Consider the following 13,067-nt stretch of genomic DNA (forward strand, 5'->3'; position numbering starts at 1 on the left):
GACGCCTGCTGTGACGGCGGGTGTGCTCCGGGCAGGCGGGGACAACCTAGCGCCTGTGGCGACCGGTGGTGTGGCGGGACGGGCTCCGTGTGAGTGATTCCGTGACCTCACTCGTCTGGCGTCTCGCCGACGACCCACCATTCGTCGGTTTCGGCTTCGTCCAGCTCCTGCAGCAACTCATCCACCATTGCTCCGATTTGAGCCTCTTCGGAACCCTCCCGCAGGCTCGCCCTGTGGTGCCGGGTGGCGTCCCAGTACTCGCGGACCTTGGTGCTCTGGAATATCCCCCGTATGTGACCGCGCAGCTCGGGGAGGGTGAGGACGCCGATCCGGTAACCGTGCAGGGCGTGAACGTAGAGGGCGTTGGCGAAGAGGTACTGGCGCTGCGTCTCCGGCGGCAACTCGCGGTCGTAGGTGTCCACCACCGGGAGCAGACTCGGGTCGTGAATCGCCTTCATCAGCAGGTTTCGATGATCCCGCTGGTACTCGATGAGCTCGGCCCGCCGGGATTCGCGCCGGCGCTCTTCATCGAGGGTCTCCATGCGCAGCAGCAGGTCCGCGTAGTCGCGGAACTGGCCCTCCAGGGCGCGGCGCTGTGCGGCCAGGGCGGCGACGGCACCGGCGGCCGTCAGCGCGAGCACCGCGGCTGCGGCGCTCAACCCACGTACCCCGTGATTCTGTGTGACCATGTCAACCCCCGGATCAGGCGACCGTCCGCCGGTCGTCGGGTGCGGGTCGACAGGGAGCGGACCGGCGAGCGATGGGCGGCGCACGCTTGCCGCCTTCCAGAGTGCCGAGCGGCTCTGATCGGCTGGGAGGCGGCGAGGAGGGCGCACAGAGGGAAGCGCGGGTCACGTTTCCTGGCGCCATGCCCAACGTGTGCCCCGTGAGCGCCGCTAACAATCGTTCACTTCGCGGGGTTTCCACCGGCTCGTATCCTGAGTCGGCATTCATTCCTCGTAACGAGCGCCGGTTCACGAGCCGGTGCACGCATCGGTGTGAGAGAGGTCGCGCGTTGAGTCCAGCGAGCCCCCAGCAGATCCCGGTCGTCGTCCTTGCCGGCTTCCTGGGCTCCGGTAAGACCACCTTGCTGAACCACCTTCTGCACCGCAGCGGAGGCAGCCGTATCGGGGCCGTCGTCAATGACTTCGGCGCGATCGAGATCGACGCGATGGCGGTCGCCGGCGCCCTCGGCGACTCCACCGTCTCTCTCGGGAACGGCTGCCTGTGCTGCGCCGTCGACGCCAGTGAACTCGACGACTATCTGGATCGGCTCGCCCACCCCTCCGCCGGCATCGACGTCATCGTCATCGAGGCGAGCGGCCTCGCCGAACCGCAGGAGCTCGTACGGATGCTCCTTGCCAGCGAGAACCCGCGCGTCGTCTATGGCGGACTCGTCGAGGTCGTCGACGCCGCCGAGTTCGACGACACCCGGGAGAAGCATCCCGAGATCGACCGCCACCTCGCCCTCGCCGACCTCGTGGTCGTCAACAAGGAGGACCGGGCCGAGGATCCCGAGCGGGTGCTCCGTCTCGTCCGGACACTCACCGACCGCGCCGCCGTCGTCTCCGCCGTGTACGGGCGGATCGACCCCGAGCTCCTCTTCGACTGCAAACCATCCAGGGAGCGGATCGGGCAGCTGTCCTTCGACGACCTCCATGACGACGCTGACGAGCACGGACATGGGTCCGGTTATGAGCACGGCGACCGTCACGCCGGACACCTGCACTCCGCCTACGAGTCCGTCGATTTCACTTCCGAAGTGCCCCTCAGCCCCCGCCGGTTGATGGACTTCCTCGACAGCAGGCCCGAGGGCCTCTACCGCATCAAGGGGTACGTCGACTTCGGTGCCGCCGACACCCGTAACCGGTACGCCGTGCACGCCGTGGGGCGCTTCCTGCGCTTCTACCCGGAGCCCTGGCCCCCGGGCGAGCGCCTCACCCAGCTCGTCCTCATCGGCTCCGGCATCGACACCCCGGCCCTCGGCAAGGAACTGGAGGCGTGCAAAGAGGACGCCCCACACGCCGACGAGCACAGCATGTGGGGCGTCCTGCGCTATGTACAGGAGCAAGACCCGCAGGCCACGGAACACAGCCCGCAGGCCACGGAACACAGCCCGTGAGCCACGGAACGGATCACCGAGGCCTCACTACACCGGCACCCCAGGTGACTGCACCCGTCTCCCCGGACTGATCACACCGGCCCCGCCACCACCGACACCGTCTTCGGCAACGAGACGCCCGAGCCGTCGCGGCGCGGGTCCATCTCCGGCAGCTCGGCCGGCGTGCCGTTCTTCTGCGCGGCCCGTGCAGGGGTCGGACCGGCCCAGGCCAGGCTCAGGCAGTCCTCGCCCTTCAGGAACCGCTGGCAGCGCACCCCGCCCGTGGCGCGGCCCTTGCGCGGGTACTGGTCGAAGGGCGTCAGCTTGGCGGTCGTCTGCACCGAGTCGTCGAGCGTGCCGCGCGAGCCCGCCACCGTGAAGACGACGGCCTCCACGGCCGGGTCGACGACGGTGAAGGAGATCACCTTGGCCCCTTCGGTCAGCTTGATGCCCGTCATACCGCCCGCGGGCCGGCCCTGCGGGCGGACCAGGGAAGCCTGGTAGCGCAGCAGTTGGGCGTCGTCGGTGATGAAGACGAGGTCCTCCTCGCCCGTGCGCAGCTCGGCCGCGCCGACGATCCGGTCGCCCTCCTTGAGCGTGATGACCTCCAGCTCCTCCCTGTTGGAGGGGTAGTCGGGCACCACACGCTTGACGACACCCTGCTGTGTGCCGAGTGCGAGGCCCGGCGACGACTCGTCGAGGGTCGTCAGACAGATCACCTTCTCGTCGGCGTCCAGGGTGAGGAACTCCGAGATCGGAGCGCCCCCGGAGAGGGTGGGCGCCGCGGCCGTCTCGGGCAGCTGGGGGAGGTCGATGACATTGATCCGCAGCAGTCGTCCTGTCGACGTGACCGCGCCCACCTCGCCCTGGGCCGTCGCCGGTACGGCGGAGACGATCAGATCGTGCTTGACGCGCTTGGCGTCGCTGTCCCCGAAGGGGTCACCGTTCGCCGTACGCGCGAGAAGCTCCGTCGACGACAGCAGCACCCGGCACGGGTCGTCGGCCACCTGCAGCGGCACCGCGGCGGGCGCACCGGAGGACTCCAGCAGCACCGTGCGCCGCGGGGTGCCGAACTTCTTGGCCACCGCGGCCAGTTCGCCCGACACCAGCTTGCGCAGCTCCGCGTCCGACTCCAGGATGGCGGTCAGCTCGTCGATCTCGCGATGGAGCCGGTCACGCTCCGACTCCAGCTCGATGCGGTCGAACTTGGTGAGACGGCGCAGCGGGGTGTCCAGGATGTACTGCGTCTGGATCTCGCTCAGTGAGAAGCGCTCCATCAGGCGCTCCTTGGCCTGCGCGGAGTTCTCGCTGGAGCGGATGAGGCGGATGACCTCGTCGATGTCCAGGAGGGCGACCAGCAGACCCTCGACCAGATGCAGCCGGTCGCGCTTCTTGCCGCGGCGGAACTCACTGCGGCGGCGTACCACCTCGAAGCGGTGGTCGAGGTAGACCTCCAGGAGCTCCTTGAAGCCGAGGGTGAGCGGCTGGCCGTCCACCAGCGCGACGTTGTTGATGCCGAAGGACTCCTCCATCGGCGTCAGCTTGTAGAGCTGCTCCAGGACGGCCTCCGGCACGAAACCGTTCTTGATCTCGATGACCAGACGCAGGCCGTGCGTGCGGTCCGTGAGGTCCTTGACGTCGGCGATGCCCTGAAGCTTTTTGGCGCCGACCAGGTCCTTGATCTTGGCGATCACCTTCTCCGGGCCCACCGTGAAGGGCAGCTCGGTGACGACGATGCCCTTGCGGCGCGCCGTCACGTTCTCCACGGAGACCGTCGCGCGGATCTTGAAGCTGCCGCGGCCGGACTCATAGGCGTCCCTGATCCCGGAGAGGCCGACGATGCGGCCGCCGGTGGGCAGGTCGGGCCCCGGGACGTGCTTCATCAGCGTTTCGAGATCGGCTCCCGGGTGGCGGATCAGGTGGCGGGCAGCCGCGATGACCTCTCCGAGGTTGTGCGGCGGCATGTTCGTGGCCATGCCGACGGCGATGCCCTGCGCGCCGTTCACCAGCAGGTTCGGATACGCGGCCGGGAGGACGCCCGGCTCCCGCTCCTGGCCGTCGTAGTTCGGGGCGAAGTCGACCGTGTTCTCGTCGATCGACTCCGTCATCAACGACGTCGCGTCGGCCATCCGGCACTCGGTGTACCGCATGGCGGCCGGCGGGTCGTCATTGCCCAGCGAGCCGAAGTTGCCGTGGCCGTCGACCAGGGGCAGGCGCATGGAGAAGGGCTGAGCCAGGCGCACCAGGGCGTCGTAGATCGACGCGTCGCCGTGCGGGTGGAGCTTACCCATGACCTCGCCGACGACGCGGGCGCACTTCACATAGCCGCGCTCGGGGCGCAGCCCCATCTCGTTCATCTGATAGACGATGCGGCGGTGCACGGGCTTCAGGCCGTCGCGGGCGTCCGGCAGGGCCCTGGAATAGATGACCGAGTACGCGTACTCGAGGAAGGAGCCCTGCATCTCGTCGACGACGTCGATGTCGAGGATCCGCTCCTCGAAGTCGTCGGGCGGCGGGGTCTTCGTGCTGCGGCGGGCCATCGCTGCTGCGACTCCTTCACAGTGTCTGCCGGGGCAAGAACGGGATCTGACGCCCTCCATTGTGGACCGCGCCACTGACAACGCGGACCACGACCCATCTGTTGAAGCCCCAGGGGACCCAGGTCCGCTCGCTCTCGGCGTACCCGCTCCGGGAACTTCGCCAGCTGTCGGTGCGCTTGCATACAGTGGCATGACTAGCAGGAATTCGGCAGTTTTCCGCGATCGAAGGGATGTACATGCCCATGGGTCACACGGCCACCATCGAGGCCGGCTCCGGCGGGCTGACAGCGACCGAGCACCGCCTGGCCAACGGTCTGCGCGTGGTGCTCTCCGAGGACCACCTGACCCCGGTCGCGGCGGTGTGCCTCTGGTACGACGTCGGCTCGCGCCACGAGGTCAAGGGTCGTACCGGACTTGCCCACCTCTTCGAGCACCTGATGTTCCAGGGCTCGGGCCAGGTGAAGGGCAACGGCCACTTCGAGCTCGTGCAGGGCGCGGGCGGTTCGCTCAACGGCACGACCAGCTTCGAGCGCACCAACTACTTCGAGACCATGCCCACCCACCAGCTGGAGCTCGCCCTCTGGCTGGAGGCCGACCGCATGGGCTCGCTGCTCGCCGCGCTCGACGAGGAGTCGATGGAGAACCAGCGGGACGTCGTCAAGAACGAGCGCCGCCAGCGCTACGACAACGTCCCCTACGGCACCGCTTTCGAGAAGCTGACCGCTCTCGCGTACCCGGAGGGCCACCCGTACCACCACACCCCGATCGGGTCGATGGCCGACCTGGACGCGGCGACCCTGGAGGACGCGCGCGCGTTCTTCCGCACCTACTACGCGCCGAACAACGCCGTCCTGTCGATCGTCGGCGACATCGACCCGGAGGCGACGCTCGCCTGGGTCGAGAAGTACTTCGGCTCCATCCCCGGGCACGACGGCAAGCCCGCTCCGCGCGACGGTTCCCTGCCGGACACCATCGGTGAGCAGCTGCGCGAGGTCGTCGAGGAGGAGGTCCCGGCGCGCGCGCTGATGGCCGCCTACCGGCTGCCGGAGGACGGCACGCGCGCGAGTGACGCGGCCGACCTCGCTCTGACCGTCCTCGGCGGCGGCGAGTCGTCCCGCCTCTACAACCGGCTCGTACGCCGTGACCGCACCGCCGTCGCGGCCGGGTTCGGCCTGCTGCGCCTCGCCGGAGCGCCCTCCCTGGGATGGCTCGACGTGAAGACCTCCGGCGATGTCGAGGTCCCCGTCATCGAGGCCGCCGTCGACGAGGAGCTCGCCCGGTTCGCCGAGGAGGGCCCCACGGCCGAGGAAATGGAGCGCGCCCAGGCCCAGTTGGAGCGCGAGTGGCTGGACCGACTCGGTACGGTCGCGGGCCGCGCCGACGAGCTGTGCCGGTACGCGGTGCTGTTCGGCGACCCGCAGCTCGCCCTGACCGCCGTCCAGCGCGTGCTCGACGTCACAGCCGAGGAGGTCCAGGAGGTCGCCAAGGCCCGCCTGCGCCCCGACAACCGCGCGGTGCTCGTGTACGAGCCGATCGCCACCGACGAGGACGACGAGGAGACGGCCCAGTGACCGGAGTCACCGTGACCATGGACTTCCACCCCCAGCCGCAGGCCGGCGAACCCAAGCCCTGGGCCTTCCCCGCGCCCGAGCGCGGCTCGCTCGACAACGGCCTGACGGTGCTGCGCTGCCACCGCCCGGGCCAGCAGGTCGTGGCCGTCGAGGTCCTCCTGGACGCACCGCTGGAGGCCGAGCCGCAGGGCCTGGACGGTGTCGCCACGATCATGGCGCGTGCCTTTTCCGAGGGCACCGACAAGCACTCCGCCGAGGAGTTCGCCGCCGAGCTGGAGCGCTGCGGCGCCACGCTCGACGCGCATGCCGACCACCCGGGCGTACGCCTGAGCCTCGAAGTCCCCGTCTCGAGGCTCCCCAAGGCGCTCGGCCTGCTTGCCGACGCCCTGAGGGCACCCGCTTTCGAGGACAGCGAGATTGAACGGCTCGTCCGCAACCGGCTCGACGAGATCCCGCACGAGACCGCCAACCCGGCCCGCCGGGCCGCCAAGGAGCTCTCCAAGCAGCTCTTCCCGGCGGCCTCGCGCATGTCGCGCCCGCGCCAGGGCACCGAGGAGACGGTCGAGAACATCGACTCGGCGGCCGTGCGCGCCTTCTACGAGAAGCACGTACGCCCCGCCACGGCCACCGCGGTCGTCGTCGGCGACCTCACCGGCGTCGACCTCGGCGCGCTGCTCGGCGACACGCTCGGCGCCTGGACCGGCTCGTCGGCCGAGGCGCGTCCCGTGCCGCCGGTGACCGCCGACGACACCGGCCGCGTGATCATCGTCGACCGCCCCGGAGCGGTACAGACACAGCTGCTCATCGGCCGCGTCGGCGCCGACCGGCACGACCGTGTCTGGCCCGCCCAGGTGCTCGGCACGTACTGCCTCGGCGGCACCCTCACCTCGCGCCTGGACCGCGTCCTGCGCGAGGAGAAGGGATACACCTACGGAGTGCGGGCCTTCGGCCAGGTGCTGCGCTCCGCACCGGACGGCACCGGTGCCGCGATGCTCGCCATCAGCGGCTCCGTGGACACCCCGAACACGGGACCGGCGCTCGACGACCTCTGGAAGGTGCTGCGCACGCTCGCGGCCGAGGGTCTGACGGACCCCGAGCGCGACGTCGCCGTACAGAACCTGGTGGGTGTGGCGCCCCTCAAGTACGAGACCGCGGCCGCCGTCGCGGGCACGCTCGCCGATCAGGTCGAGCAGCATCTGCCCGACGACTACCAGGCGACGCTGTACCAGCAACTCGCCGCCACGGGCACCGTGGAGGCCACCGCGGCCGCCGTGAGCGCCTTCCCGATGGACCGTCTGGTGACCGTCCTCGTGGGGGACGCCGCGACGATCGAGGAGCCCGTCAAGGCGCTCGGAATCGGTGAAGTGAGCGTTGTCGCGGCCGAGTAGTGCCGGCCGGCACGGTGGGGCCCCGGAGACCGAAGAGGCTCCAGGGCCCCTGCCTGTCGGACCTGTCGGACAGTTTGTCCGTATTGACAGGGTGGTTGCCTGTCTGCCCTGTGGCATGCGCTACAAATCCCGTGTTCCGTTTGTTGGTTGCACGACGGCCCGCTTAGCGTCGGTCCGGCTGTTCGTCAGGCAGTGCGTCGCATCCGCGGCACCGGACAGTCATCGCCGAGTCCCCGTACGGCGCGAGCCAGGGGAGCCGGGGACCCATCGCAGTCCCTGGGGTGAATCGGGCGCCCTCCTGGAGGGGGCTCGTAGGAGACCTTCCTGCTCCGAACCCGTCAGCTAACCCGGTAGGCGAGAGGGAAGGAAAGGACCAGCCACTTCATGGCGTTCACGCGCGCCACCGGGAAGCACCGTCGTCCGAGCCGTACCAAGCGCACGTCCACGAAGACCGTGGGGGTCGCGGCGCTCGCCACCACCGGTGTCATCGGCACCCTGGCCGCCCCGGCGCTCGCCGCCGAGGAGCCCTCGGCCGAGCAGACCGGGCTTACCCAGGCCATCACCATCCGCGACTCGGTCGCCGAGCAGCTCGACGCTCAGGCCGCCGCCCAGGAGCAGGCGGCCGTGGAGGCCGAGGCTCTCAAGAAGGCCGCCCAGGAGGCCGCCAGGAAGCGGGCCGCGGAGCAGGCCAAGGAGAAGGCCGAGAAGGAACGCGAGGCCAAGGAGCGCGCGGCCCGCGAGGCCGAGCGCAAGCTCCTCAGCTCCTACAAGGCGCCGATCAGCGGTTCGTACGTCTCCACGGGGTACCAGAGCGGAGGCTCCCTCTGGTCCTCCGGCAGCCACACCGGCATCGACTTCCACGCCGCCAGCGGCACGGCGGTGCACGCCGTGGGCGCCGGCAGCGTCGTCGAGGCCGGTTGGGAGGGCTCGTACGGCAACCAGGTCATCATCAAGATGAACGACGGCACGTACACCCAGTACGCGCACCTGTCGTCCATCTCCGTCTCCGTCGGCCAGAAGGTCACTCCGGGCCAGCAGATCGCCCTCTCCGGGGCCACCGGCAACGTCACGGGGGCGCACCTCCACTTCGAGGCGCGTACGTCCGCGGAGTACGGCTCGGACATCGACCCCCTCGCCTACCTCCGCTCGCACGGTGTGAACGTCTGACGACCACCGCATCGCTCTCGAAAGCCCCGGCTCACCGAGCCGGGGCTTTCCTGCGTATGACGGGATGACTGCCCGTTCCAAGTCACCGTGTGTCCAAAAAATACCCACGGATTCCGGTCCGCCGTCGGAATTTCCGGCTTTCTGCAATAGAGTCACCGGGCAAGCGTCGATCGACCGCGTTTTCGCGGGGATTAAGGCGGAGGTCCGGTCATGCGTATTCCCGCGCACTCGGTATGCACAGCGATCCGTGACGACATCGTCGCGGGTGTCTACGAGCGCGGCAGCCGGCTCACCGAAGAACTGCTCGCGCGTCGCTACGGCGTCTCGCGCGTCCCCGTGCGTGAGGCGCTGCGCACTCTGGAGGCCGAGGGCTTCGTCGTCACCCGTCGGCACGCGGGCGCGTGCGTCGCGGAACCCACCGAGCAGGAGGCCGCCGACCTCCTGGAGATGCGCATGCTCCTGGAGCCGCTGGGCGCCGCACGCGCCGCCCAGCGCCGTACCGAGGCGCACCTCAAGGTGCTGCGCGGCCTGGTCAGGCTGGGGCAGGAGCGGGCCAGGAGAGGGCACAGCGAGGATCTGCGCTCACTGGGCGGCTGGTTCCACGAGACGCTCGCCCAGGCCTCGGGCAGCCCCGCGCTGACCTCGATGCTCACCCAGCTGCGGCACAAGATCGCGTGGATGTACGCGGTCGAGGCGTCGGCCCAGCCCGCCGAGTCCTGGGCGGAGCACGGCGGCATCGTGGACGCCGTCGCGCGCGGCGACAGCGAGCGGGCCCGGTCGATCACGGCGCTGCACACCGAGCGGGCGGCGACCACGCACCGGCTGCGCTTTCCCGGCCGCGGCGATCGCGTGGAGCGTGTGAGGACTTCGCAACATCCCGTAAACGTGACGGGCCTGCGGCATTAACACAAGCACCGTATACAAAGAGGAGTAATTCGCGGGGGATTATTTCTGCTGCCCGCGATCCGGAAATGCAAAGGGCCCGCCTGATATTCCAGGCGAGCCCTTTGGTGTGTGCGAGTGATTCTTTGAAAGGCCGGCTTGCGCTCAGACCGTTTCGGGAAGCTCGTCGAGGCCCTCGGCGACCAGCTTCGCGAGGCGGTCGAGCGCGGCGTCCGCGCCCTCGGCGTCGGAGGCCAGGACGATCTCCTCGCCGCCCTGGGCGCCCAGGCCCAGTACCGCAAGCATGGAAGCGGCGTTGACGGGGTTGCCGCCTTCCTTGGCGATCGTCACAGGGACGCCGGCGGCAGTGGCCGCACGGACGAAGATGGAGGCGGGGCGGGCGTGGAGGCCCTCGGCCCAGCCGACGTTGACGCGGCGCTCAGCCATGTGATGCTGCCCTTCAGGTGTTCACAGTTGTCTAGACCATTGTTCCATACGTGAAGCCGCCTCCGGAATGGGCGTGGAGTCCCGACCCGGGCCGGACGTCGGGCCCGAGCCTGCTTCGCGCTCCTGTCGGAGGCGAGCCGTACTCTGGGGCCCATGCAGACCTCGTCGGACCGGCACGAGTACCCCGCCCACTGGGAGGCCGACGTCGTGCTGCGCGACGGCGGCACCGCGCGCATCCGGCCGATCACGGCCGAGGACGCCGACCGCCTGGTCAGCTTCTACGAGCAGGTGTCCGACGAGTCGAAGTACTACCGCTTCTTCGCGCCGTACCCGCGCCTGTCCGCCAAGGACGTCCACCGCTTCACGCACCACGACTTTGTGGACCGGGTGGGACTCGCGGCCACGGTCGGCGGCGAGTTCATCGCCACGGTACGCTACGACCGCATCAACGCCGAGGGGCTGCCCGCCTCCTCTCCCGCCGACGAGGCCGAGGTCGCCTTCCTCGTGCAGGACGCGCACCAGGGCCGAGGCGTGGCCTCAGCGCTCCTCGAACACGTCGCCGCCGTGGCCCGCGAACGCGGCATCCGCCGGTTCGCCGCCGAGGTACTGCCCGCCAACTCCAAGATGATCAAGGTGTTCACGGACGCCGGCTACCAGCAGAAGCGCAGCTTCGAAGACGGCGTCGTGCGCCTGGAGTTCGACCTGGAGCCCACCGACCGCTCGCTGGCCGTGCAGCGCGCGCGGGAGCAGCGCGCCGAGGCCCGGTCCGTGGCGCGACTGCTCGCGCCGGGTTCGGTCGCCGTCATCGGCGCGGGCCGCGCTCCGGGGGGCGTGGGCCGCAGCGTCCTCGAGAACCTTCGTGACGTCGGGTTCACCGGGCGTCTGTACGCGGTGAACAGCGCACTTCAGGAGAAGGAGCTCGCCGGTGTTCCGGCGCACCGCTCCATCCGCGACATCGCCGAGCCCGTCGACCTCGCTGTCGTCGCCGTCCCGGCCGAGCATGTCCCCCAGATCGTCGCGGAGTGCGGTGAGCACGGCGTACAGGGACTCGTCGTGATCTCCGCGGGCTACGCGGAAAGCGGCCCCGAGGGCAGGGACCGCCAGCGCGAGCTCGTGCGCCAGGCGCGCACGTACGGCATGCGCATCATCGGCCCCAACGCCTTCGGAGTCATCAATACCTCCCCGGAGGTGCGGCTCAACGCCTCCCTCGCGCCCGAGATGCCGCGGCCCGGGCGGATCGGTCTGTTCGCGCAGTCCGGCGCCATCGGGATCGCGCTGCTGTCCCGGCTGTACCGGCGCGGCGGCGGCGTCACGGGCGTGACCGGAGTGTCCACGTTCGTCTCCTCGGGCAATCGCGCGGACGTGTCCGGCAACGACGTACTGCAGTACTGGTACGACGACCCCGACACCGATGTCGCGCTCATGTACCTCGAGTCCATCGGGAACCCGCGGAAGTTCACGCGCCTCGCGCGGCGTACCGCCGCGGCCAAGCCGCTCGTCGTCGTGCAGGGGGCGCGGCACAGCGGCGCCACACCTCCGGGGCACGCCGTACGCGCCACGCGGCTGCCGTACGCGACCGTCTCCGAGCTGCTGCGGCAGGCCGGGGTCATCCGGGTGGACACGATCACCGAGCTGGTCGACGCGGGACTCCTGCTGGCACGCCAGCCTCTCCCCGCCGGGCCTCGCGTGGCCATCCTCGGGAACTCCGAGTCGCTGGGACTGCTCACGTACGACGCGTGTCTGGCCGAGGGACTGCGGCCGCTGCCGCCCAGGGACCTGACCACGGCGGCTTCCACGCAGGACTTCCATGCCGCGCTCTCGCACGCGCTGGCCGACGACGCCTGTGACGCCGTCGTGGTCACCGCGATCCCTGCGGTGGGGGAGAGGACCCCGGCCGACGCGCCCCTGGCCGAGGCGCTCCGCTCGGCCGCGGCGGCATTGCCGGCGAAGCCGGTGCTCGTGGTCCACGTCGAACTCGGCGGGCTCGCCCAGGCCCTCTCCGCGGCCACCAGTACGGCGCCCCAGGTCACCGAGCCCCAGGTGCCCCCTGTCACGGAACGCCCCGCGGTGCGCACTCCTGTCGAGGAGACCCGCCCCATCCCCGCCTACCCCGCCGCCGAGCGTGCCGTCCGGGCCCTGGCCGAAGCGGTCAACTACAGCCAGTGGCGCCGCGAGGCGGCCGAGCCCGGCCGGGTGCCCGAATACGAGGACATCGACGAGAAGGGCGCCGCCGAGCAGATCGACGGACTCCTCGGCAGCGGATCCCTGGGAGGGCTCACCCTCGGCCCCGACGACACCCACACGCTGCTCGGGCGGTACGGCATCGACGTACGCCGCGCCCTGCCCGCGCCGGCTCCCGACGACGCCGTCGCGGCGGCGGACCACCTCGGTTATCCCGTGGCGCTCAAGACCACCGCCCCGCACCTGCGGCACCGCGCCGACCTGGGCGGCGTACGGCTGGATCTGGCGAACGAGGAGCAACTGCGGCGGGCATACGCCGAGTTGACCAGCCTCTTCGGGACGCCCGAAGTGCTGCGTCCGGTGGTGCAGCCGATGGCGCCGCGCGGGGTGGACACCGTCGTCCGCGCGGTCATAGACCCGGCGGTGGGAGCGGTGCTCTCGTTCGGGCTCGCCGGGGCCGCGTCGGAGCTGCTCGAGGACACCGCGCAGCGACTGATTCCGGTCACCGACCGGGAGGCGGCCTCGCTGGTCCGGTCGATCCGGACCGCGCCGCTCCTCTTCGGCTGGCGGGGCTCGGCACCGGTCGACACGGAAGCACTGGAAGAACTGCTGTTGCGCCTGTCGCGCCTCGTCGACGACCACCCGGAGGTCGTCTCCGTAGCCCTGGAGCCCGTGGTCGTCGCCCCGCGCGGTCTGACCGTGCTCGGCGCCTCCGTGCGGCTCGCGCCCCCGCCCGCCCGCGACGACCTCGGCCCGCGCACACTTCCTGTGTACTGACCGGTGCCTCGCA

9 protein-coding genes and 1 riboswitch are annotated in these 13,067 nt (G+C 70.2%); of the genes, 6 read left to right on the forward strand and 3 right to left on the reverse strand.

The features are described from left to right. Positions 1-107: 107 nt before the first annotated feature. Positions 108-659: a DUF6082 family protein gene (locus FGD71_RS22475; RefSeq protein WP_338120074.1), complete on the reverse strand. Its 552-nt coding sequence runs from the start codon at positions 657-659 to the stop codon at positions 108-110. Positions 660-1,015: 356 nt separating this feature from the next. Between FGD71_RS22475 and FGD71_RS22480 the strand changes: the two genes are divergently transcribed. After that, entirely contained in the window at positions 1,016-2,122 is a 1,107-nt protein-coding gene (locus tag FGD71_RS22480; RefSeq protein ID WP_240436712.1) for a CobW family GTP-binding protein, read from the forward strand. A 71-nt stretch (positions 2,123-2,193) separates the two neighbouring features. Here FGD71_RS22480 and FGD71_RS22485 read toward each other — a convergent pair whose 3' ends face one another. After that, a complete protein-coding gene (locus tag FGD71_RS22485; RefSeq protein WP_119102304.1) occupies positions 2,194-4,641 on the reverse strand; it encodes a DNA gyrase/topoisomerase IV subunit A in 2,448 nt (815 codons plus the stop codon). A gap of 236 nt (positions 4,642-4,877) precedes the next feature. Here FGD71_RS22485 and FGD71_RS22490 point away from each other — a divergent pair, with 236 nt between their 5' ends. The 4 genes from FGD71_RS22490 to FGD71_RS22505 all read left to right on the forward strand — a co-directional run bounded on the left by FGD71_RS22490 (position 4,878) and on the right by FGD71_RS22505 (position 9,673). After that, complete coding sequence (locus FGD71_RS22490; protein WP_119102339.1) at positions 4,878-6,212, forward strand: M16 family metallopeptidase; 1,335 nt, start codon at positions 4,878-4,880, stop codon at positions 6,210-6,212. 17 nt (positions 6,213-6,229) lie between these two features. Further along, the gene (locus FGD71_RS22495) at positions 6,230-7,600 is read left to right on the forward strand and encodes a M16 family metallopeptidase (protein ID WP_119102340.1); all 1,371 of its coding nucleotides are present in this window, start codon (positions 6,230-6,232) and stop codon (positions 7,598-7,600) included. 213 nt (positions 7,601-7,813) lie between these two features. Continuing rightward, positions 7,814-7,972: riboswitch (cyclic di-AMP (ydaO/yuaA leader) on the forward strand. Positions 7,973-7,984: 12 nt separating this feature from the next. Beyond that, positions 7,985-8,767 carry a M23 family metallopeptidase gene (locus FGD71_RS22500; RefSeq protein WP_119102305.1) on the forward strand — a complete coding sequence of 261 codons (783 nt, stop codon included), beginning with the start codon at positions 7,985-7,987 and terminating at the stop codon, positions 8,765-8,767. Between the two features lie 210 nt (positions 8,768-8,977). After that, complete coding sequence (locus FGD71_RS22505) at positions 8,978-9,673, forward strand: GntR family transcriptional regulator (protein ID WP_119102306.1); 696 nt, start codon at positions 8,978-8,980, stop codon at positions 9,671-9,673. A 141-nt stretch (positions 9,674-9,814) separates the two neighbouring features. Here the strand turns inward: FGD71_RS22505 and FGD71_RS22510 are convergent, their stop codons facing one another. Then, complete coding sequence (locus FGD71_RS22510) at positions 9,815-10,096, reverse strand: HPr family phosphocarrier protein (RefSeq protein WP_119102307.1); 282 nt, start codon at positions 10,094-10,096, stop codon at positions 9,815-9,817. A 153-nt stretch (positions 10,097-10,249) separates the two neighbouring features. Between FGD71_RS22510 and FGD71_RS22520 the strand changes: the two genes are divergently transcribed. Then, positions 10,250-13,054 carry a bifunctional acetate--CoA ligase family protein/GNAT family N-acetyltransferase gene (locus tag FGD71_RS22520; protein ID WP_119102308.1) on the forward strand — a complete coding sequence of 935 codons (2,805 nt, stop codon included), beginning with the start codon at positions 10,250-10,252 and terminating at the stop codon, positions 13,052-13,054. Positions 13,055-13,067: the final 13 nt, after the last annotated feature.

Source organism: Streptomyces sporangiiformans, from assembly GCF_005768555.2.
Lineage (GTDB): Bacteria > Actinomycetota > Actinomycetes > Streptomycetales > Streptomycetaceae > Streptomyces > Streptomyces sporangiiformans.

Coding starts and splice junctions, on each gene's coding strand:
- FGD71_RS22485 (WP_119102304.1), bottom strand. CDS start 4,641: ATGGCCCGCCGCAGCACGAAGACCCCGCCGCCCGACGACTTCGAGGAG.
- FGD71_RS22510 (WP_119102307.1), bottom strand. CDS start 10,096: ATGGCTGAGCGCCGCGTCAACGTCGGCTGGGCCGAGGGCCTCCACGCC.
- FGD71_RS22505 (WP_119102306.1), top strand. CDS start 8,978: ATGCGTATTCCCGCGCACTCGGTATGCACAGCGATCCGTGACGACATC.
- FGD71_RS22500 (WP_119102305.1), top strand. CDS start 7,985: ATGGCGTTCACGCGCGCCACCGGGAAGCACCGTCGTCCGAGCCGTACC.
- FGD71_RS22490 (WP_119102339.1), top strand. CDS start 4,878: ATGCCCATGGGTCACACGGCCACCATCGAGGCCGGCTCCGGCGGGCTG.
- FGD71_RS22520 (WP_119102308.1), top strand. CDS start 10,250: ATGCAGACCTCGTCGGACCGGCACGAGTACCCCGCCCACTGGGAGGCC.
- FGD71_RS22495 (WP_119102340.1), top strand. CDS start 6,230: ATGGACTTCCACCCCCAGCCGCAGGCCGGCGAACCCAAGCCCTGGGCC.